19 protein-coding genes are annotated in these 21,056 nt (G+C 66.4%); 8 read left to right on the top strand and 11 right to left on the bottom strand.

Translation table 11 applies throughout. The features are described 5' to 3' along the window. The first annotated feature begins 10 nt into the window (after positions 1–10). The 4 genes from AC1DCU_RS10540 to AC1DCU_RS10525 are packed head-to-tail and all read left to right on the top strand — an operon-like array spanning position 11 to position 3,566. On the top strand, positions 11–1,228 hold the full coding sequence (locus AC1DCU_RS10540; RefSeq protein ID WP_025873936.1) for a nucleoside permease: 1,218 nt from the start codon (positions 11–13) through the stop codon (positions 1,226–1,228). 12 nt (positions 1,229–1,240) lie between these two features. Continuing rightward, complete coding sequence (locus tag AC1DCU_RS10535) at positions 1,241–2,365, top strand: Gfo/Idh/MocA family protein (RefSeq protein ID WP_032975890.1); 1,125 nt, start codon at positions 1,241–1,243, stop codon at positions 2,363–2,365. Positions 2,366–2,384: 19 nt separating this feature from the next. Next, positions 2,385–3,251 carry a sugar phosphate isomerase/epimerase family protein gene (locus AC1DCU_RS10530; protein WP_282280692.1) on the top strand — a complete coding sequence of 289 codons (867 nt, stop codon included), beginning with the start codon at positions 2,385–2,387 and terminating at the stop codon, positions 3,249–3,251. Positions 3,252–3,278: 27 nt separating this feature from the next. Beyond that, on the top strand, positions 3,279–3,566 hold the full coding sequence (locus AC1DCU_RS10525) for a c-type cytochrome (RefSeq protein WP_032951568.1): 288 nt from the start codon (positions 3,279–3,281) through the stop codon (positions 3,564–3,566). A gap of 10 nt (positions 3,567–3,576) precedes the next feature. Here AC1DCU_RS10525 and AC1DCU_RS10520 read toward each other — a convergent pair whose 3' ends face one another. The 6 genes from AC1DCU_RS10520 to AC1DCU_RS10495 form a co-directional block, all read right to left on the bottom strand. Next, positions 3,577–4,350 carry a 3-keto-disaccharide hydrolase gene (locus AC1DCU_RS10520; RefSeq protein ID WP_282280691.1) on the bottom strand — a complete coding sequence of 258 codons (774 nt, stop codon included), beginning with the start codon at positions 4,348–4,350 and terminating at the stop codon, positions 3,577–3,579. Then, entirely contained in the window at positions 4,335–4,910 is a 576-nt protein-coding gene (locus AC1DCU_RS10515; protein WP_032975889.1) for a gluconate 2-dehydrogenase subunit 3 family protein, read from the bottom strand. Before AC1DCU_RS10515 ends, AC1DCU_RS10520 begins: the two co-directional genes overlap by 16 nt. Further along, complete coding sequence (locus AC1DCU_RS10510; protein WP_442251617.1) at positions 4,910–6,595, bottom strand: GMC oxidoreductase; 1,686 nt, start codon at positions 6,593–6,595, stop codon at positions 4,910–4,912. The genes AC1DCU_RS10515 and AC1DCU_RS10510 overlap by 1 nt, the downstream gene beginning before the upstream one ends. Before the next feature lie 26 nt (positions 6,596–6,621). Beyond that, on the bottom strand, positions 6,622–7,512 hold the full coding sequence (locus tag AC1DCU_RS10505) for a hydroxypyruvate isomerase family protein (RefSeq protein ID WP_313444247.1): 891 nt from the start codon (positions 7,510–7,512) through the stop codon (positions 6,622–6,624). A 203-nt stretch (positions 7,513–7,715) separates the two neighbouring features. Next, positions 7,716–8,588 carry a hypothetical protein gene (locus AC1DCU_RS10500; RefSeq protein WP_313444249.1) on the bottom strand — a complete coding sequence of 291 codons (873 nt, stop codon included), beginning with the start codon at positions 8,586–8,588 and terminating at the stop codon, positions 7,716–7,718. Between the two features lie 78 nt (positions 8,589–8,666). Next, the gene (locus AC1DCU_RS10495; RefSeq protein WP_442251616.1) at positions 8,667–9,245 is read right to left on the bottom strand and encodes a single-stranded DNA-binding protein; all 579 of its coding nucleotides are present in this window, start codon (positions 9,243–9,245) and stop codon (positions 8,667–8,669) included. A 284-nt stretch (positions 9,246–9,529) separates the two neighbouring features. Here AC1DCU_RS10495 and AC1DCU_RS10490 point away from each other — a divergent pair, with 284 nt between their 5' ends. Further along, positions 9,530–10,561 carry a LacI family DNA-binding transcriptional regulator gene (locus AC1DCU_RS10490; RefSeq protein ID WP_442251615.1) on the top strand — a complete coding sequence of 344 codons (1,032 nt, stop codon included), beginning with the start codon at positions 9,530–9,532 and terminating at the stop codon, positions 10,559–10,561. 94 nt (positions 10,562–10,655) lie between these two features. On the opposite strand, the gene AC1DCU_RS10485 is transcribed toward AC1DCU_RS10490, so the two are convergent. Both AC1DCU_RS10485 and AC1DCU_RS10480 read right to left on the bottom strand, forming a co-directional pair. Beyond that, on the bottom strand, positions 10,656–12,710 hold the full coding sequence (locus tag AC1DCU_RS10485; RefSeq protein ID WP_080149458.1) for a PAS domain-containing sensor histidine kinase: 2,055 nt from the start codon (positions 12,708–12,710) through the stop codon (positions 10,656–10,658). Further along, entirely contained in the window at positions 12,700–14,196 is a 1,497-nt protein-coding gene (locus AC1DCU_RS10480) for an ATPase domain-containing protein (RefSeq protein WP_032975881.1), read from the bottom strand. Before AC1DCU_RS10480 ends, AC1DCU_RS10485 begins: the two co-directional genes overlap by 11 nt. 335 nt (positions 14,197–14,531) lie before the next feature. On the opposite strand from AC1DCU_RS10480, the gene AC1DCU_RS10475 reads away from it, so the two are divergent. The 3 genes from AC1DCU_RS10475 to AC1DCU_RS10465 all read left to right on the top strand — a co-directional run bounded on the left by AC1DCU_RS10475 (position 14,532) and on the right by AC1DCU_RS10465 (position 19,559). Further along, positions 14,532–14,996 carry a GNAT family N-acetyltransferase gene (locus tag AC1DCU_RS10475; RefSeq protein WP_442251614.1) on the top strand — a complete coding sequence of 155 codons (465 nt, stop codon included), beginning with the start codon at positions 14,532–14,534 and terminating at the stop codon, positions 14,994–14,996. A gap of 72 nt (positions 14,997–15,068) precedes the next feature. Beyond that, entirely contained in the window at positions 15,069–15,968 is a 900-nt protein-coding gene (locus AC1DCU_RS10470) for an ABC transporter ATP-binding protein (RefSeq protein WP_059063355.1), read from the top strand. Between the two features lie 12 nt (positions 15,969–15,980). Beyond that, positions 15,981–19,559 (top strand): ABC transporter permease/M1 family aminopeptidase, encoded by a 3,579-nt coding sequence (locus AC1DCU_RS10465; RefSeq protein WP_478013567.1) that lies wholly within the window; start codon positions 15,981–15,983, stop codon positions 19,557–19,559. 155 nt (positions 19,560–19,714) lie between these two features. On the opposite strand, the gene AC1DCU_RS10460 is transcribed toward AC1DCU_RS10465, so the two are convergent. The 3 genes from AC1DCU_RS10460 to AC1DCU_RS10450 all read right to left on the bottom strand — a co-directional run bounded on the left by AC1DCU_RS10460 (position 19,715) and on the right by AC1DCU_RS10450 (position 20,985). After that, on the bottom strand, positions 19,715–20,020 hold the full coding sequence (locus tag AC1DCU_RS10460; protein WP_033830565.1) for a hypothetical protein: 306 nt from the start codon (positions 20,018–20,020) through the stop codon (positions 19,715–19,717). Beyond that, entirely contained in the window at positions 20,017–20,481 is a 465-nt protein-coding gene (locus AC1DCU_RS10455) for a GNAT family N-acetyltransferase (RefSeq protein ID WP_442251612.1), read from the bottom strand. The genes AC1DCU_RS10460 and AC1DCU_RS10455 overlap by 4 nt, the downstream gene beginning before the upstream one ends. 117 nt (positions 20,482–20,598) lie before the next feature. Next, positions 20,599–20,985 carry an SseB family protein gene (locus tag AC1DCU_RS10450; protein WP_442251611.1) on the bottom strand — a complete coding sequence of 129 codons (387 nt, stop codon included), beginning with the start codon at positions 20,983–20,985 and terminating at the stop codon, positions 20,599–20,601. Positions 20,986–21,056 lie beyond the last annotated feature (71 nt).

The raw sequence follows: 21,056 nt of genomic DNA, 5'->3' as shown, positions 1-21,056 counted from the left end.
AGGGCAAGCCATGACGCACACCATGTCGCGCTTGGGCGCGATGATGTTTCTGCAGTTCTTCATCTGGGGGGCATGGTTCGTCACCCTGGGAACCTATCTGGTGCAGGGCCCGCTGCAGGCCAGCGCAAGCCAGGTGGCGACGGCCTTCCTCAGCCAGTCCATCGGTGCCATCGTCGCGCCTTTCCTGGTTGGCTTGATCGCTGACCGCTACTTCGCGGCGCAGCGCATCCTTGCGGTCCTGCACCTGGCTGGCGCAGTACTGATGTGGCTGGCGTCCACCGCAACCAGCTTCAGCATGTTCTCCGCCTGCGTCATGGGCTACATGCTGCTGTTCATGCCGACGCTGGCACTGGCCAACAGCGTGGCGATGCGGCACATGCAGTCGCCCGAGAAACAGTTCCCGCTGGTGCGGGTGGCCGGCAGCGTCGGCTGGATCGTGGCAGGCGTGCTGATCGGCTGGCTGGGCTGGGAACAGGCGCACCGGCTCGAGCTGACCTTCCGGATGGCGGCGATGGCGTCGCTGGCGCTGGGCCTGTATGCGTTCACCCTGCCGCACACCCCGCCGCTGGCACAGCAGCGCGACGCCGGCCTGGGACAGATCCTGGGGCTGGATTCGCTGCGCCTGCTGAAGTCACGCTCGTACCTGGTGTTCTTCCTTGCGTCCATCGCGATCTGCATCCCGCTGGCGTTCTACTACAACTTCACCAACCCGTATCTCAACGATCTGGGCGTGCGCGGCGCGGCGGGCCTGCAGTCGCTGGGACAGGTCTCCGAAGTCCTGCTGATGCTGGCCATGCCGTTCCTGTTCGTGCGGCTGGGGGTGAAGACGATGCTGGCGGTGGGCATGGCCGCATGGGTCGTGCGTTACGTCATGTTCGCCTTTGGCGATGCGGGCGGCGGCTTCTCGCTGCTGGTGATCGGCATCGTGCTGCACGGCATCTGCTACGACTTCTTCTTCGTCACCGGCCAGATCTACACCGATGCGCATGCCGGGCCGGCCGCGCGCAGCAGCGCGCAGGGATTCATCACCCTGGCCACGTATGGCGTGGGCATGCTGATCGGCACGTTCCTGTCCGGCGCGGTGGTGGAGCACTTCACCACTGCAGCCGGTCCGGACTGGCAGCAGATCTGGCTGTTCCCGGCAGGGGTCGCGCTGCTCGTGCTGATCGCCTTCCTGCTGCTTTTCCGCGACCGGCCAGTGGTTGCGGCCGCACCTTCCACGCCCTGAGGACCCTAACTGATGCCAAAGCCTGGAATCGCCATCGTCGGCACAGGAATGATCGGTGCCGTGCACCGTCGCGCGGCGCTGCTGGCGGGTGCCGACATCCGTGGCGTGGCCGCCTCTTCTCCGCAGCGCGCACGCGACGTGGCGCAGGCGTGGGGTGTCCCGCGTGCCTATCGGGACATCGAGGAGGTGGTCGCCGATCCACAGGTGCAGGTCGTGCACGTATGCACGCCCAACCACCTGCACCGCCCCATGGCACAGGCCGCACTGGAAGCCGGCAAGCACGTGGTCTGCGAGAAGCCGCTGGCCACTACGCTGGAAGACGCCCGGGCGCTGGCGGCGTTGGCTACCGCCAACGCGCTGGTCGCCACGGTGCCCTTCGTCTACCGCTACCACCCGGTGGTCCGCGAGGCGCGCGCACGCATCGCCCATGGCGAACTGGGGCCGTTGCACCTCATCCACGGCAGCTACCTGCAGGACTGGCTGCTGGACCCGGCCAGCAACAACTGGCGCGTGGACCCGGCGCTGGGCGGCGCCTCGCGCGTGTTCGCCGACATCGGCTCGCACTGGTGTGACCTGGTGGAATGGGTCAGCGGCGAGCGCTTCACCGAGGTCAGCGCGGCGTTCGACACGGTGATCGCCGAACGCAGCACCGACACCGGGCAGAGCTTCACCACAGCAGCGGCCGGTGGCGCGATGCAGGCGGTCACCAGCGAGGACGTGGCCGCGGCGATGTTCCGTACCGGCGCCGGGACGCTGGCATCGTTGACGGTCAGCCAGGTATCGGCCGGACGCCACAACCGCCTCTGGTTCGAGATTGATGGTGCCAGGGCCAGCGTGGCGTTCAACCAGGAAGATGCCGAGCGCCTGTGGATCGGCAAGCCCGACCAGCGCGAGGAAGTATTCGTGCGCGGGCCGGGCGCCGGCAGTGCCGAACAGCGCCGGCTGTCGCTGTTGCCGGCCGGGCACGCGCAGGGCTACGGCCACTGCTTCGAGGCATTCGTCGCCGACACCTACCGCGCCATCGAAGGCGAGCGACCGGATGGCCTGCCCACCTTCGAAGACGGCGTGCGCTCGGCGCTGATCGTCGACCGCGTCATCACCTCGGCCAGGACCCGTGCCTGGACCGCCATCGGTTGAACCCCGGGAGCATCTCATGATGAACACGCCTGCCCGCAGAACTGCCACCCTCGCCCTGCTGCTGTTCGCTGCCCTGCCCGTCCTGGCACACGAAGCCGTCAGCCCGCACAAGCCCATCGCCGTGCAGATGTACTCACTGCGCAACGCCGGCCCGCTCGACCAGCAGTTGAAGATCGTCCACGACGCCGGCGTGGATGCGGTGGAAACGGTGGGCACGCAGGGCGTCAGCGCGGCCGAACTCAAGCAGTTGCTGGACCGGTATTCGATCAGGGCGATTTCCTCCCACGTGCAACTGGCCGAGCTGCGCAAGGACCTGGACGGCGTGGTGGCCTTCAACCGGTCGATCGGCAACACCACCCTGGTGGTGCCTTACCTGGACGCGAAGGATCGGCCGACCGATGCCGCAGGCTGGACCGCGCTGGGCAAGGAACTGGGCGCGATCGCCAAGCAGGTACGGGCCAAGGGCATGCGCCTGGCCTACCACAACCATGACTTCGAACTGGTCGACTTCAATGGCCGGACCGGCCTGGAACTGCTGTTCGCAGCGGCCGGACCGGACCTGCAGACCGAGCTGGACCTGGCCTGGGTCGCGCGTGCGGGCCTGGACCCGGCGGTGATGCTCGGCAAGTTCCGCGGCCGCCTGTTCGCGGTGCACGCCAAGGACAATGCAGCCGAGGGCCAGGCCGAAGACGAGGGCGGCTTCGCTGCCGTCGGCCAGGGTGTGCTGGACTGGCGCGCGATCCTGCCAGCCGCCGCAGCGGCCGGCGTGCACTGGTACATCCTCGAGCACGACCAGCCACGTGATCCGGCCAAGGTCATCCAGACCGGCGCGGACTACCTGCGTGAACACCTGTCCCCCCGCCTGCCAGCCAGCGCGCAGCGCTAGTACGCGAAGGAGTCCTGATTGAAAACGATGCTGAAAGTGGCTGTGATTCTCTGTGCGGCGATGCTGGCAACCACGGCATGGTCCAAGGACGACCCTGCAGCCGGCGCAAAGCTCTACACAGCGAACTGCACGGCCTGCCATGGTGCCGATCGCGCCGGCATGCCGGGCGCATTCCCCGCGCTCACCGACATCGGCAAGCGCCTGGATGCCGCGCAGATCAAGGACAAGATCAGGAAGGGCGGCGGACTGATGCCGCCGTTCTCCCAGCTGTCGCAACAGGAGATCGACGACATCACCAGTTATCTGGCGAAATAGGCCGCCAGCGTTACAGCTCGCGCACCCAGATGTTGCGGTAGCTGACTTTGGCGTCGTGCTCCTGCAGATGGATCGGCGCGCACGCATGCGGTGAATACGAGGGCGGGCCGATGTACTCGGTCCTGCCCGCCAGCACGGTGTCGTCCTGCACCAGCACGCCGTTGTGCAGGACGGTGATGCGCGCAGGCGACACAAGCCCACCGCCCACTGAGAAGCGCGGCGCCTTCCAGAGGATGTCGTAGGCCTGCCACTGCCCCGGTGCACGCGAGGCGTTCACCAGCGGCATGGCCTGCTTGTAGATGGAGCCGGCCTGACCGTTGGCATAGGTCGGGTTGTTGTAGCTGTCCAGCACCTGCAGCTCATAGAGTTCCTGCAGGAAGATGCCGCTGTTGCCCCGGTTCTGGCCGTCGAAACCCTTGGTCTCGACAGGTGTGCGCCACTCGACATGCAGCTGGATGTCGCAGAAGCGCTGCTTGGTGCGGATGCCCTTGCTGCCCGGCACGATGGTCATGGCGCCGTCGGCGACGGTCCAGGGCACACGCCCGCCCTGCTCCGACTCCCAGGCGGAGGCATCCTTGCCATCGAACAGCACGATGGCGTCGGACGGCGCCTTGCCCGGCGGCGTGGCCACGGTTGCAGGCACGGGCGTCCACACCTCGGTCTTCGCCGGGTCGCGCGCAGGATCGGTGTTGGCCTGCGCGAACGCCGGTGCAGCGGCGAGCACGCCGGCGGCGATCAATAGCGGCGCGATCTTCATGGCGTGATCCATCAGCTGGTCCCCCATGCGGGCGTGCCGGGAACATAGGCCAGCTCGCCGTCGTAGCGGCCCGGCACGGCGACGTAACGCAGCACTTCGGTCGCGCCAACCTTGGAGGTAAAGAAACCGAAGATGGTGAGCTGCTTGAACATCGTGAAGTAATGCGGCATCGGCTCTCCTGCTTCGGCGGTGCCGGTTTCGGTCACCTCGACCGCGTGCTTCCTGGCCTCTGCATCCAGCGCGCGCAGCAGTTCAGTGCGGGCCTGCGGCGCAAGTGAAACGAAGCGGCCGCCGGCGCGTTTGTCGATATCGGCGAGGCCAGCGCGGAATGTCGCCTGCTGCCGGGCGGTGTAGCAGTCGCTGACGAACGTCGCCATGAACGCACCGGCGCCTGCGTCTTTCGCCCCCGGCGTTTTCGTCCGCGGCAGGATGGTCTCGGCGATCTCGTCCAGCGTGCCGACATCCGCGTCCGAGAAGCGCGTCTTCGCCCCTGCGGCGGGAGCCTGTGCCTGACCGAGCGCGGGCAGGCCGATCATCGCCGCGCCGGTGGCGGCGACGATCATCTTCAGCAGTTCGCGGCGGTCCATCAGAGGTTCCCCGCTTTCAGTTCGCGCACGGCGTGGTCGGCAGCCCGCGCGGTCAGCGCCATGTAGGTCAGCGAAGGATTCACGCACGCGCTGGAGGTCATGCAGGCACCGTCGGTCACATAGACGTTGGGCGCATCCCAGACCTGGTTGTGCTGGTTCAGCACGGACGTCCTGCGGTCACGGCCCATGCGCGCGGTCCCCATCTCATGGATGCCCTTGCCCGGGGCGTAGTCGTTGTCGTGCATCTCCACTTCCTTGACGCCGGCGGCCTCGAGCATCTCGGCGGCATCGGCGGCCATGTCCTTGCGCATGGCCAGTTCGTTGGCGCGCATGGATACATCCATCGCCAGCACCGGCAGACCCCACTTGTCCTTGCGGTCCCGGTCCAGGCGGATCGTGTTGTCGTGGTGCGGCAGCATTTCGCCGAAGCCGGTCATGCCGATGCGCCAGTCACCGGGCACGGTCAGCGCCTCCTTCAGGTCGGCGCCGATGTTCAGCTCGGCAATCTCGCGCGACCACCCCGTGCGGCTGGCACCGCCCTGGTAGCCGAAGCCGCGCAGGTAGCCGCGCTTGTCAGCGGCCACGTTGCGGAAGCGGGGAATGTAGAAGCCGCAGGGACGACGGCCGAAGTAGTACTTGTCCTCGAAGCCTTCGACCCGGCCGGAGGCACCCGCGCCGAAATGATGGTCCATCACGTTGTGTCCCAGCTCACCGGACGAAGAGCCCAGCCCACCCTCCCACACATCGGTGGCCGAGTTCATCAGCAGCCAGGTCGAGTTGAAGGAGGAGGCGTTGAGGAAGATGACCTTGGCCGTGTACTGGTAGGTCTGGCCGGTCTCTGCGTCGATGATCTCCACGCCCCGCGCCCGCTTGCGGTCCTTGTCGTAGAGCACTTCCTTGACGATGGAGAACGGCCGCAAGGTCAGGTTGCCGGTCTTCATCGCCGCCGGCAGTGTCGCCGCCTGGGTGGAGAAATAGGCACCGAAGGGACAGCCGAGGATGCACTTGTTGCGGTACTGGCAGTTGACGCGGCCCTGCTCGGGCATCGGCTTGGTGATGTTCGCCGTGCGCGAGTGGATCATGTGCCGGGTTCCTCCGAAGGCCTTCCTGATCCGCGCGGCCACGTCCTTTTCGACGATGTTCAACGGGATCGGCGGCAGGAACTCGCCGTCCGGCAGCACGTCCAGCCCTTCGCGCGTACCGGCGATGCCGGCGAATTTCTCCACATGGTCGTACCAGGATGCGATGTCGGCGTAGCGGATCGGCCAGTCGGTGGCGATGCCGTCCTTCAGGTTCGCCTCAAAATCCAGATCGGAGAAGCGATAGCTCTGACGGCCCCACATCAGCGAACGGCCACCCACGTGGTAGCCGCGGAACCAGTCGAATCGTTTGGTCTCGATGTACGGCGATTCCTGTTCGTCGGCCCACATGCCCTGCAGGTTCTCGGCCAGCGCGTAGTCGCGCATCAGCACCGGGAAGGCCGCCTTCATCGCCTGTGTAGGCCGGTTGCGATGCGGGAAATCCCACGGCTCCTTCATCGCGTTGACGTAGTCCTTGACGTGCTCGATGTTGCGTCCGCGTTCCAGCATCAGGACCTTCAGGCCCTTCTCGGTCAGTTCCTTCGCCGCCCAACCGCCACTGATTCCCGAGCCAACAACAATGGCGTCGTAATGATTGTCTGCCATGGATCTCTCACCTGGTGGATATCGTTTCAGACGTCGCAGAGGCGGATGGCCTCGCGCAGCGAACCGACGGGATCCGGTGCCACAGGCATGAATTCCTGCGCCAGATACCCATCGAAACCGGTGTCGCGGATCGCGCGACAGATGGCGGGGTAATTGAGTTCCTGCTGGTCCCCGATCTCGTGCCTGCCCGGCACGCCCGCGGTGTGGTAATGCTTGAAACAGGCGTGGTGCCTGCCGATGGTGGCGATGATGTCGCCCTCCATGATCTGCATGTGATAGATGTCGTACAGCAGGCCGAAGTTGTCCGAGCCGAGCCGCTGGCACAGCTCCACGCCCCAGGCGGAGTGGTCGCACAGGTAGTCGCGATGATCGACCCTGGAGTTCAGCAGCTCCATCACCAGCACCACGCCACGTTTCTCGGCATGCCCGAGGATGCGCTTGAGGCCGGCCTCGGCATTGGCCATGCCCTCCTGCGGGTCCATCCCGTTGCGGTTGCCGGAAAAGCAGATGAGGTTGCGGTAACCGGCATCGGCCACCAGGTCGATATGCCGCGTGTAGCGCTCCACCAGCTGATCGTGGAACTCACGGCCGGCAAAGCCCTTGGTAAGGCCCAGCTCCGCGCCGTTGCACATCGAGCTGTATACGCCGTGGACCTTCAGCGTGGGCCAATCCTCCGGGCCCACCAGGTCAATGGCGGCAAAACCGATGCCCTTCACCGTCTGGCAGAGCTGGGCGACCGACAGCTGCGGGAAGGTCCAGCGGGCCACGGAATGCTTCAGGTTGCCCTTGAGCGGCGCCGTGGCGGCAAACGCAGGCAGAACGCCCGCCGCCCCCAAGCCAAGGCTCGCAGCGGCCGCCATGCGCAGCGCATCGCGCCGCGTGAGGCCCGGGGCCGGTCTGATCGAATGGATGGACATCCACCTGCCGGCCTCCCAACCGGTATCAAACGCAACGATTTACGGCAATGCAATCGATTGCACCATAGGGGAGGAAATTGTCTGTTTGCAAGTCGCGGTGCACGAAAATCAATGCTGCGAGGCACCACGGCAAGCCCGATTCCGGCATCGCAGCTGAGCGGCCAAGGTGTGCAGCGCTGCGGGGAAGCGAACGCGCGTGAAGCTCAGTGCAGTTCCCGCTTGCCCTGGGACCGGGCCAAGGCGCGCAGGTGTTGATGCCAGCGCGGTTCGAATTCCGCGTAGCTGCCGATCAGCTGCTGGAAGGCCGCTGGATCTCCGCGTCGGTGCAGAAGCAGCAGAGCTTGCCGACGATGGGCCTGGTCGTCGCCTTCCATCAGGAAGTGAACCAGGCTCCACCATGCCAGGTAGTAGCCGTTCACGTGCGCTGCGACGGGCGGCCCGCTGTCTTCCACCAGTTGCTGCAGGGTGGGCAGCGGCGCATTTTCGAGGCTGGGGCGCCCGGCGCTATCGAAGCGTAGTTCGCTCAGCCACCAGACCGGGTAGCCGGCCGGATCCGGCGTGCCCACCTGCAGCGTTCCGCCTGAAAGCCTGCTGGCGCCGAAGTAACAGGCCATGCCTTCGTTCATCCAGCGTCGCGGGGACAGGCCACTGGCCTCGGCCAGCAGCTGATGGGTCACTTCATGCAGCATCCACTGATGGGGCGCGTCGCCCTCGCCGGGGTAGGCAAAGGCGTAAGGTCGGCGGTAGTACGCCTCGGCCCATGGGCTGCTGCGGTTGTGTGCCTTGAAGTCGACCTGGTCGCGGTACAGCACCAACTGGAAAGGCCCGGCGGTGCCTCGCTGCCCTACGGTCATCGCATACGACCGATGCAGCGCTTCCACGGCCATGCCGACCGCAGCGGTCTGTTGCGGGTTTGCGGCGCTGTGGATGAGGAAGTGCGGTGTACGCGACGCCATCGCAGGCAGGCCAGGTGGCGCGGTCGTAGCTGATTGGCCCCGGGAATCGCGGTTACCGCCGTCGCTGCAGCCGCCGAGAATCAGCAGCAGGGCGACGGTGGCTAGGCGGAAGCGCGTCATGTGCACCCACGCTACAACAAAAAACCCCGGCAGGCGCTGGGCCTTGCCGGGGTTCTGCAGGCCGGAGCCTGGCGGGAATCAGAACGGAATATCGTCGTCAGCGAAGTCATCCATCGGCGGCGCCGACTGCTGCGGCTGCTGCTGCTGCGGACGCTGCTGGCCGTAGCCACCGCCCTGGTTGCCGCCCTGGTTGTAACCACCGCCCTGGCCGCCACGCTGGTTGCCACCACCACCGCCGCCGTATTCCTGGCGCGGGGCCTGCTGGCGCTGCGGACGCTCTCCGCCAGCGAAGTTGCCACCGCCGCCGCCACCGCCGCCTTCACCGCGGCCGCCCAGCATCTGCATTTCATCGGCGACGATGTCGGTGGAGTACTTCTCCACGCCGTCCTGGCCGGTGTACTTGTCGTAACGCAGGCTGCCTTCGACGTACACCGAGCTGCCCTTGCGCAGGTACTCGCCGGCGATCTCGCCGAGCTTGCCGAAGAACACCACGCGGTGCCATTCGGTACGTTCCTGCTGGTTGCCATCCTTGTCCTTGCGGACGCTGGTGGTAGCCAGGCTGATGCGGGTGATCGCCATGCCGCTCTGGGTGTACTTCACGTCCGGGTCGTTGCCGAGGTTGCCGACCAGGATGACTTTGTTGATGCCGCGCGCCATAGGTACCTTCGTCCGTTGTCCAGGGGCAGGCCGCCAGTGATAGCACGTCCCCGGGCGGGGGTGCAGAGCGCTGGGGTCGCCCCCGGGAAATTTGGGGGAATACGAGAACGGGTCATCTTACCATCCCCTCGGCCGACACCTGGGTCGGGAAAGCCCCCGGCCATGGCCGGAATCCGGCCTGCAGCCCCCTGGGCAGGGCACTGCGCGCGCCCTGCCCCGGCGCGCGGCGCCAGCCCATCGGCGCCCCATGGCATCATTCCCCGATCATTTCCCTGCCGGCCCCCATGACCATCAAAGGCAAAGCCACCTCCCTGGACATCGCCCACCTGGCCGGGGTCTCCCAGCCCACGGTGTCGCGGGCCCTGCGCGGCAGCCCGATGGTCAACGCCGAGACCCGCGAGCGCATCCTGCGCATCGCCCGCGAGCTGAACTACAAGGTCGACAAGAACGCCTCCAGCCTGCGCCTGCGCAATGCCGGCACGCTGGCCCTGCTGTTCTTCGAGGACCCGACCAACGACGACTCGCTGATCAACCCGTTCTTCCACTCGATGCTGGGGTCGATCACCCGCGCCTGCGCGCTGCATGGGCAGGACCTGCTGGTGTCCTTCCAGCAGCTGTCCACCGACTGGCAGGCCGATTACGAAGACAGCAACAAGGCCGATGGCATCATCCTGCTGGGCTATGGCGACTACCACCAGTCGCGCGACCGCCTGCAGCGGCTGGTGGAACAAGGCACCCATTTCGTGCGCTGGGGCGCGGCCCTGCCCGGCCAGCCGGGGGTGTCGATCGGCAGCGACAACTTCCAGGGCGGGCATGACATCACTGCCCACCTGCTGGAACAGGGCTGCCGCCGCATCGCCTTCCTCGGCCATGCCTCCAGCCATTACCCGGAATTCCAGGAGCGCTATCGCGGCCACGTCGAGGCGCTGCGTGCGAATGGCCTGACCGCCGACCCGGCGCTGCAGCACGATGCGATCACCACCGAGGCGTCCGGGCATGAGGCGTGCCTGTCACTGCTGGCCCAGGACCGTTCCATCGATGCGGTCTGCGCGGCCAGCGACCTGATCGCCATCGGCGCGGTGCGCGCGCTGCGCGAACAGGGCCTGCGGGTGCCGCAGGACGTGGCGGTGACCGGCTTCGATGACATCCCGCTGGCAGCCTCGGTGTCGCCGCCGCTGACCACCGTGCAGCAGGACACCAAGCAGGCCGGCCAGCTGCTGGTGGAGAAGCTGCTGGCGCTGATCGGCCGGCAGCCGGTGGAAGGCCAGAGCATTCCGGTGAAGCTGGTGGTGCGCGAGTCGTCGCTGCGCACGTAGCCCTTCGGTGGCGCCAAGCCATGCCCGGCATGCATGCGTGGGACGCAAGGCCGACGACAGCCGGGCATGGCCCGGCTCTACAGGACCTGCATCGCTACGCGCCGCCCGGCATGGCCGTGCGTACCGCCATGCTGAATTCATCCAGCAGGAAGGGCTTGGCGATCATCGCCATGCCTTCGTCGAGGAAGGCCGCGCGCTCCTGTGCCTTTTCCGCATAGCCGGTCATGAACAGGATCGGCAGCGCCGGCCGCGTTTGCCGCGCGATCTCCGCCAGCTGTCGCCCGTTGAGCCCCGGCAGCCCGACATCGGTGACCAGCAGATCGATGCTCTGCGCCGAAGTGAGGATGGGAATCGCCGCATCGGCATCACCCACCACCTGGGCGTGGTAGCCCAGGTCTTCCAGCACCACCGTCACCAGCATCCGTACCTGCTCGTCATCCTCCACCACCAGGATGGACTGGCCGGCGCCGCGCCGGATCGGCTGCGAAGGTGCAGGCGCGTCTTCCACAACGGCCTCCGACAACGGAATGAACAGCAGCACCGTCGTCCCTTCGCCGACATTGGACTGGATCGCGATGTGTCCACCGGACTGCTGCATGAAGCCGTACACCATCGACATGCCCAGCCCCGTTCCCTTGCCGATGGGCTTGGTGGTGAAGAAGGGCTCGAAGGCGCGCTCGACCACTTCCGGCGCCATGCCGGCACCGGTGTCGGCCACCTCCACCAGTGCGTAGTCACCGGCAGGCACGGCCGTGTACTGGCCTTCCCTTACGCTTACCGACGAGGCACGCAGAGTCAGATCGCCGCCGTCCGGCATCGCATCACGCGCGTTGATAGCCAGGTTCAGCAGCGCGCTCTCGAACTGGTTGGCATCCAGCGTGGCGTGCAGGGGCAGCGGCGAGGGTTCGGCGTGGATGCGCACCGCCTCGCCCAGGGTGCTGTGCAGCAGGTGCTGCACCGAAACCAACAGCGTGTTGAGCTCCACCGGACGCGCATCCAGCGACTGCCGCCGGGAGAACGCCAGCAGGCGCTGGGTCAGTGCCGCGGCACGCTGGGCCGAGGCGGTGGCGGTGTCGAGAAAACGTTCGAGGTCGTCGACCCGGCCCATGTCCAGGCGCAGCCGGACGATGTCCAACGCGGACAGGATGCCGGTCAGCATGTTGTTGAAATCGTGGGCGATGCCGCCGGTCAACTGGCCGATCGCCTCCATCTTCTGTGACTGCCGCAATGCAGCGTCGCTGGCCTCGCGCGCCGCCATCTGCGCTTCCAGTTCACGGGTGCGCTCGGCCACCATCGCCTCCAGCGCGTGCGCGTGCTGTTGGCTGCTGGCAAGGGCCAGCTTGGCCGCGGTGATATCGGTGACGAATACGTGGAAGCCGTCGATGCGCCCCTCGCCATTGCGGCGCGGCGAGTAACGCACTTCGCAGTCCCGGCGCCCATACACGCGATGTGGCCAGACGATCTCGAACATGGCCTCGCGACCGGCCAACGCGGCTTCCATCGCCGGGCGACGCTGCTGCCATACGGTCTCGCCGATGACCTCGCGCACATGCGTGCCGATCACTTCGCCGGTAGCCAGTTCGAACCAGTTTTCATAGGCCTTGTTGGCGAAGCGGAAGCACAGCGAGCGGTCCACGAATGCGATCAGCACCGGCATTGCATCGGCGATCAATCGCAGCTCGGACTCGCTGCGCGCCAGCGCCGCACGGCCATCGGCCAAGGCGGTGACCTGGTCGCGCACCACGAACTGCTTGCCGCGCGCGCGCAGCGCGCCCTGCACAGCGCTGAGCAACGACATGCTGCCCAATGGCCGGTCCATCTCCACTACGTTGATCGAGCCGGGCAACAACGGTTCACGGGTGGAACGCCGGTAGGAACGCGCCGAGCGCAGCAGGATGAACGGAATGTCCGACCAGGCCGGCTGCTGCTGCAGCGCCTGCAGCAGTACCTCGCTGCCGCGTGCCACCGCTTCCTGGGTCACCACCACCAGCCCGGTGCAGTCATCGAGTTGCTCAGCCAGCACTTCCAGGCTTGGCGCGATGCCTGTCCTCAACCCTGCGCCGGCCAGCACCGCCGCGATGCTGTCGGCATCACGGCCGAAGGGGGCGACGATACGGACAACGGTGCCGCCCTCATCGCTATCGGACATCGGACTGGCCCAGCAGCGCTGCGCTGTCGCCGACGAACTCCGGCGTGCCGGTGAGGATGCCCTGGAAATCGGCCAATGCGGCACTGACCGTGATGCCGCGCCCGTCGATCTTCAGTTCGCGGATGGTGTCTTCATGCGCACCGCCGCGGTTCTTGATCACCGAGATCGCCTTGCGGATGCGTCCCTGGGCTTCGAAGAATCGGAACAGCACCACCGCATCAGCGATGTAGGACACATTGAGGCTGCCGGTGGACATGGTGCCGACCAGCCCATGCTGCGGGTTGATCATGAAGGTCGCCACACCCTTCTGGTTGAGGTAGGACAGCATCTCGTGCAGCTGCAGCATCAGCTGTTTTTCCTGCGGCATGGCGGTCACGTAGCCGTTGAGGCTGTCGATCACCAGCACACGGCAGTTGCGCTCCTCCACGGACTTGCGCAGGTTCCAGGAGAACTCCCCGGGCGACACTTCGGCCGGGTCGATCTGCAGGATCTCCAGCAGGCCGGAGCGCAGATGCTTGTCCAGATCGATATCCAGCGCCGAAGCGCGCGCCAGCAGCGTGCCCACGCGCTCGTCGAACTCGAAGATGCAGCTGCGCTCGCCGCGCTCGCAGGCCGCCCACACATACTGCAGCGCCACGTTGGTCTTGCCGCTGCCGGCCGGGCCGGTCAACAGGGTGGAGGTACCGCGCAGCGGACCGCCGCCCAGCAGCCGGTCGATCTCGGCCACGCCGCTGCTGATGGGCGTTCCGACGAACCGTCCGTGATGTTCCGAGGCGATCAGGCGGGGGAAGATCTGCACGCCACCGCGACGGATCACCATGTCGTGGTAGCCGGCAACGAAATCGACGCCCCGCAGCTTCTGCACCTGCATCCGGCGCCGGGCAGGGCCGAAGTCCAGGGTCAGGCGTTCCAGCGAGACCACGCCGTGGCACAGGCTGTGCAGCTGGCCGTCGCGCTCATCGCCGGTGGACGTCAGGTCGTCCACCAGGAAAACCGTCGCACTCTTGGGCGCGAAGAACTGCTTGAGTGCGAGGATCTGCCGACGATAGCGCAGCGAATCCTGTGCCAGCAGGCGCAGTTCCGACAACGAATCGAACACCACCCGGGTCGGCCCGATGCTGTCCACCTTGGACATGATCAGGTTGACCGTCTCGTCCAGCTCCATTTCCCACGAATGCAGCACCGACTGCAGGCGGCCATTGCCCATCGCCCCTTCGGCCGAACCCAGCTCGAACAGGTGCAGACCGTCCAGCGACCAGCCGTGCGCCAACGCGACTTCGCGCAGCTCCTCGGCGGTCTCGGACAGGGTGATGTAGAGGCAGCGCTCGCCGCGCCGCAGGCCTTCCAGCAGGAACTGCAGGGACAGCGTGGTCTTGCCGGAGCCCGGCGGCCCCTCAAGCAGGTACAGCCGCGCCTGCGGCAGCCCGCCACCAATGATGCTGTCCAGTCCTTCAATTCCGGTTGTGATCCGCATGCGTGCCTGCATCGACGTCGACGTTTGAGGGGGAAAGCCTATCGGCGCCCCTGTCGACGCATTGTGTGATCCAGCGCAAGTCCAGATCCGCATTCAGAATGCCTTCACGGCGTTGGCGCCGGTTCCGGCCTTGGGCCCGCACGCCAGTGCCGACGCGCGTGCGATGCGCTAGATTGGCGCCACGACGCACCAATCCACCCTTCCGGGAGAAGGCCTTTGTCCTCCGCCAGCATTTCCCACACCGCACCGGTGACGGCGGCGGACGGCGCGTTGCACCTGGGCTGAGGCCCACGCTCCTGCCCTCGTACCGGCAATGCCCTTCCGGGCAGTTCCCTGTCGAGGTTCCCATGCTCATTCCCGCGTCCGCGCACGACGTGCGCGCGCTGCTGTCCTGCACCGATCCCGCTGACGAAGCGGTCGCCCCGCCCGATGTGATCGCCATGCTGGCCGACCTCACCGCCTCCATCGAGCCCCGCTTTGCTCCAGCCGCATGGCGGATCGTCGAGGCCGGCCACACGGTTGGCCTGCTGTCCCTGACCTGCGCGCCGCGCGCCGGCGTACTCACCCTCGGCTATGGCGTCGCCCCGGCCCACCAGGGACGCGGGCTTGCCGGCGCCGCACTGGCCGCGTTCGTGCAATGGGCGTGGACCGACCCGCGCGTACACATGCTGAAGGCGGAAACCGCCGTGGCCAACCTGCCCTCGCAGGCTGTGCTGCGCCGGAACGGTTTCTGCGTGGCCGGCCAGCGCATGGATGCCGAGGACGGTGCGCTGCTGTGCTGGCAGCTGGGCCGCCCGCCAACGGCACCATGACCAAAGGGGCATGACGCCACCCCCGTTCAGCGCGATAAACAGCAGATCAACACACGGAAAGGTGTACGTCGCATGCTGAAGATCGATTCGCTGTCCAAGACGTACGCCAACGGCGTACACGCGTTGAACGGGGTCACACTGGATATTCCCCGCGGCATGTTTGGCCTGCTCGGGCCCAACGGCGCGGGGAAATCCTCGCTGATGCGCACGCTGGCCACCCTGCAGGAGGCCGACAGCGGCAGTGCCACCCTGAGCATTCCGGGTGAGTCGCCGATCGACGTGCTGCGCGACAAGGATGCCGTGCGCCGCCGGCTGGGCTACCTGCCGCAGGATTTCGGCGTGTACCCGAAGGTCAGCGCACTGGACCTGCTGGAACACTTTGCCGTACTGAAGGGCTTGACCCAGCGCGGTCAGCGCCGCGAGGTGGTCGATGGCCTGCTGCAGCAGGTGAACCTGTGGGATGCACGCAAGCGCAAGCTGGGCACCTACTCCGGCGGCATGCGCCAGCGCTTCGGCATCGCCCAGGCGCTGTTGGGCGACCCGCGCCTGGTGATCGTCGACGAACCCACCGCCGGCCTTGATCCGGAAGAGCGCAACCGCTTCCTCAACCTGCTGGCGGCCATCGGCGAGAACGTGGCGGTGATCCTGTCCACCCACATCGTCGAGGACGTGACCGACCTGTGCCCCACCATGGCGATCATGAACAAGGGCCAGGTGCTGCTGACCGGTCGCCCCACCGATGCGATCGAGGCGTTGCAGCAGCAGGTCTGGCGCAAGCAGGTGGAGCCTTCCGAACTGGCCGACCACGAGGCGCGCTACACGGTGCTGTCCTCGCGCCTGGTCGGCGGCCGCCCGGTGATCCACGTGCACAGCGCCAGCGACCCCGGTGATGGCTTCACTGCAGTGGCCCCCGATCTCGAGGATGTGTACTTCCAGCGCCTGCGCCTGCAGGCGCGTGCCCGTGCAGCCTGAGCGGAGCACACCATGATCCTCACCTTCTTCCGCTTCGAGCTGCGCGAGCAGCTGCGTTCGCCGCTGCTGTGGCTGCTGGCGTTCCTGTTCGCCGCGCTGGCCTTCGCCGCCGCCTCCTCCGAAGCCGTACAGATCGGCGGCGGCGTCAACAACGTGCACAGCAATGCGCCGATCGTCGTCGCGCGCTTCATGGGCATCTTCACCATGATGGGCATGCTGGTGTCCACGCTGTTCGTCAGCAATGCACTGCTGCGCGACTTCGAGCTGGGCACCTCGGAGCTGATCTTCGCAAGCCCGATCAAGCGCCGCGATTACCTGGCCGGACGCATCCTGGCAGCGATCTGCGCCAGCCTGGTGGTGTACCTGATCATCGCGCTGGGCATCTTCCTGGGGCCGTTCATGCCCTGGGTGGACAAGGCCCGCGTCGGCCCGGTTTCGCTGGCCAGCTATGCCTGGACCTTCACCTGGATCGTGCTGCCCAACGTGTTGTTCACCACCGCCCTGCTGTCGCTGCTGGCGGCGCTGACGCGCTCGATCCTGTGGGTCTACATCGGCCTGGTCGGCTACTTCGTGCTGTATGGCGTGAGTGCCTCGCTGCTGAGCGATATCGACAACGTCTGGGTCGCCACGCTGACCGAGCCACTGGGCATGCGCGCGCTCGGCCGCACGGTCCGCTACTGGGCCGCCGAGCAGAGCAACACCCGCCTGCCCGAGGTGGCGGGCTACCTGCTGGCCAACCGTGCCCTGTGGCTGGGGGTGGCCGCCGTCTTGTTCACCGCCACTTTCGCTCTGTTCCGCACCGAGCGTACCGGCAGTGGGCGCAGGCGTTGGGGCCGTCGCCAGGCCGTGGCCAGCGCCGATGCGCCGCGACCGGCGGCGATCACCGCGCCGCGCGTGCGCCCCCGCTTCAGCGCGGCAACCGGCTGGCACCAGTTCGTGCGCCAGGTGCGCTTTGACACCCTCGGCGTCCTGCGCGGGGTGCCGTTCATCGTGCTGCTGGTGCTGGGCCTGGCAAACTTCATCCCCGCCGCCCTGCACCAGAGCGCGGTCTATGGCACGCCGATCTGGCCGGTCACCACCGAAATGCTGTCGGCCCTGCAGGGCGCCTACAGCTGGCTGCTGGTGATCATCGTGCTGTTCTATTCCGGCGAACTGGTCTGGAAGGAGCGCGCGGTCCGCTTGAACGAAGTCAACGACGCCATGCCCGTACCCAACTGGGTACCGCTGCTGGCCCGGCTGACCACCCTGGTGGTGATCGTCGCCTGCTTCCAGGCCATCGGTGCGGTGGTGTCGATGGCCATGCAGCTGGTGCAGGGTTACACCCACCTGGAGCCGCTGCTGTACCTGAAGGTGCTGGCCCTCGGTTCGGTGTTCTATGTGCTGATGGGCGGCATGGCGCTGGTCCTGCAGGTCCTGACCAACAACAAGTTCTTCGGCTACGCGCTGTTGATCGTGGTGATGATCGCGCAGGTCGCGCTGGGCCTGCTGGACTACACCCAGAACCTGTACAACTTCGGCAACTGGCCCAACGCCCCGTACTCGGACATGAACGGCTACGGCCACTTCCTGCCTGGGCAGCTGGTCTTCCAGGCCTATTGGGGCCTGCTGCTGGCCGCGCTGCTGTTCCTTGCCTCCGCGTTCTGGGTGCGCGGCGTCGGCGCCAGTGCGCGTGACCGGTTGAAGCTGGCGGCACGCCGCCTGCGCGGTCCTACCGGCGCGGGCTTTGCCGTATCCCTGCTCGGCTTTGTCGCGCTCGGCGGATGGTTGTACTGGAGCACCAACATCCGCAATGAATTCCTGTCTCCCGACCAGCAGCGCGACCTGCAGGTGCGCTACGAGCGCGAGCTGTCCAAGTACAGGAACCTGCCGCAACCGCGCATCATCGCCGTCGACAACCGCGTGGACCTGCATCCGGAAACCCAGTCGATGGTCATCGATGCCGACTGGACGGTGCGCAACACCCACGCTGCCCCGATCAGTGACATCCACATCGCGATGGGCGATGACCGGAATCTGGTCAAAGTCGACCTGGGCGGGCAGACCCTGGCCTTCCATGATGTCGACCTGGGTTACCGCATCTACCGCCTGGCCACGCCATTGCAACCCGGCGAGCAGCGCCAGGTGCACTTCCGCGTCGAACAACGCCCCAAGGGCATCACCGCCGGCCAGGCACCCAGCAACATCGTGGACAACGGCACGTTCTTCAACAGCACCCTGCTGCCGTCATTCGGCTACGACCCGCGCGGCGAGCTGGAGGACCGCAACGAACGGCGCAAGCGCGGGCTGGGTGAGCCGACCCGCATGCCGAAGCTGGAGGATGAAGCAGCACGTGCCAACACCTACATCTCCGACGACGCCGACTGGCTGGACTTCCGTACCACCATCTGCACCGCACCGGACCAGGTCGCGCTGGCCCCGGGCTACCTGCAGCACGAGACCACCGTGAACGGCCGCCGCTGCTTCAGCTATGCGATGGACCGGCCCATGCTCAACTTCTACGCCTATCTGTCTGCGCGCTGGCAGGTGAAGAAGGGCATGTACAAGGACATTCCGATCGAGGTGTACTTCGACCCGGCCCATGCCTACAACGTGGACCGCATGATCGAAGCGGTGCAGAAGTCGCTGGCCTACTACGAGGCGAACTTCACGCCCTACCAGCACCGCCAGGTGCGCATCATCGAGTTCCCGGGCTACCAGAGCTTTGCCCAGTCCTTCGCCAACACCATCCCCTACTCCGAGTCGATCGGCTTCATCGCCGACCTGCGTGACCCGGACAAGGTGGACTACGTGTTCTACGTCACCGCGCATGAGATCGCACACCAGTGGTGGGCGCACCAGGTGATCGGTGCCAACGTGCAGGGCGCCACGGTACTGTCCGAATCGCTGTCGCAGTACTCGGCGCTGATGGTGATGGAAAAGGAGTACGGCCGCGCGCACATGCGCCAGTTCCTGAAGACCGAACTGGACCGCTACCTGGCCGGCCGTGGCGGCGAGCGCATCGAGGAACTGCCGCTGGAACGGGTGGAGAACCAGCAGTACATCCACTATCGCAAGGGCTCGCTGGTGTTCTACCGCCTGCGTGAGGAAATCGGCGAACAGGCGCTGAACCGCGCCCTGCAGCGCTTCCTGCAGGACAAGGGCTACCAGCAGCCGCCGTACACCACCTCGCGGGAGCTGCTGGACTACCTGCGTGCGGAGACCCCGGCCGACCGCCAGCAGCTGCTGACCGATCTGTTCGAGAAGATCACGCTGTACGACAACCGGCTGGAGACCGCCAGCGCGCGCAAGCGTGCCGATGGCCGCTACGACGTCACCCTGAAGCTGCACGCCGCCAAGGTCCATGCCGATGGCCAGGGCAAGGAAACGCCGGCCACGCTGGACGACTGGGTCGAGATCGGCGTGTTCGCCAACGGTCCCTCGGGCAAGGAACGCGACCAGAAGGTGCTGTACCTGCAGCGCCATCACATCACCACGGCAGCGCCGACGATCACGGTGATGGTGGATGCCAAGCCGGACGAGGCCGGTTTCGATCCGTACAACAAGCTGATCGACCGGGTGAGCGAAGACAACCGGCGCAAGGTGACGATGTGATGTGAGTGGCGGTGCCGGCCTTCGGGCCGGCACCGATCTCCTACGGCATCCACGCATGGCGTGGATCTACGGGGATGCATCCACGCATGGCGTGGATCTACTGGAATGCATCCATGCGCGGCGTGGATGCCGTACTGACCGGTTGACGCCCTGGGCTACGCTGCGGGGCCCTGCGAACCGGCCTTCGGCCCCAGCACCGCCAGCAGCACGTAGATCACGATCGACGCCACGGTGCCGAGTGCAGCCAGCAACATGAAGGCAAACTCCGAACGGCCCTGCAGCCCTGCCCAAACGCCCAGATGCCAGGCAGCGCCAAGATTGATCAGCCAGGCGATGACGAACACCGGCCACTGCACGATGCCGACCGCGCTCAGCAATGGCGCGGCGATGAGGGCTGCGACGATGGCGCCGATCAGGAAGACCAGGGCAAGACGGGAATGGCGGGCCGAGGCGGTGCTCATGCGCTCAACCCGCGGACCATCACCAGCACCGGGAAGCCACGCGTGTCGGACTCGACAACGGGCTTCCACCCCAACCGCGCATACAGACCACCGTCCAGCGACTCGGTCTGCAGATAGAGCTGCGATATGCCCATCGACCGGGCCTGCTTCACTGCGTGTTCGACAAGCGTGCTGGCCAACCCTCGCCCGCGTTGGCTGTCGGCCACATACACGCTTCCCAGCCAGTGCTCATACTCGGGAAAACCGGGCATCTCACCGCGCTTGAGCTGCACGGCGCCGACCACCTGCCCATCGTCGATTGCCGCCAGCAGATGCGGGAATCCCTGCGCGTCCTTGGGCTTGCGCAGCCGCAGACGCTCATCTTCCAGAGTGAAGCCTGCATCCTTTCCCCACTGCGCGTGATACCACTGCGCCAGCTGCTCGCACTCCGGCGCTGCCGGCGCCAGCGTCCTGAACTCCATGGGTAACCTCGCTGTCCTGATCGTCCTTCAGGAAAGCATGCTTCACCCCTGCAGTCACTGCAAATCGTTGCAATCAATCCAACCGTGCATGGGATCGGCTCCCCGGCGATATGCACCTCAGCCCTGCGAGAAGTCCTTCAGGATCTCGCCGACGCCGCTGGGCGAGATCTCGAAGCCCAGCGTAGTACCCGGGTTGATCACCACGCCGTAGCCGCCCGGCACGCGGCGCAGCACGTCCAGCATCAGCCAGCGGACCTGATGCTCGGCCTGCTGGCTGTAGATGCCCACCCGCGCCGGATCGGTGAACACGGCCACGTGCAGGGTGCCCTGCTTGTCGAACAGCAGCGGATCGAAGCCACTCCCATCGGGCGTGACCAGGCTGCCCGTCAGCAGCACCACCTGGGAAGCAACGAAGGCCTCCATGAATGCCCGGATCGGCACTGTTCCGTCCATCGCAGCCTTGAGCAGGGATTCGATGGGAGTCTGCGGGGCAAGGTCGGTCATGGCAGTACGAGCGCGGCATCAGGGGGTGCCTATTGTGCCGGATGCCGCCACACCAGGTAGTGCCGGCCGCT

The organism is Stenotrophomonas sp. 10L48, assembly GCF_056395105.1.
Note: the sequence above shows the minus strand (reverse complement) of the source record. Positions and strands in the feature narration are given on the sequence as shown.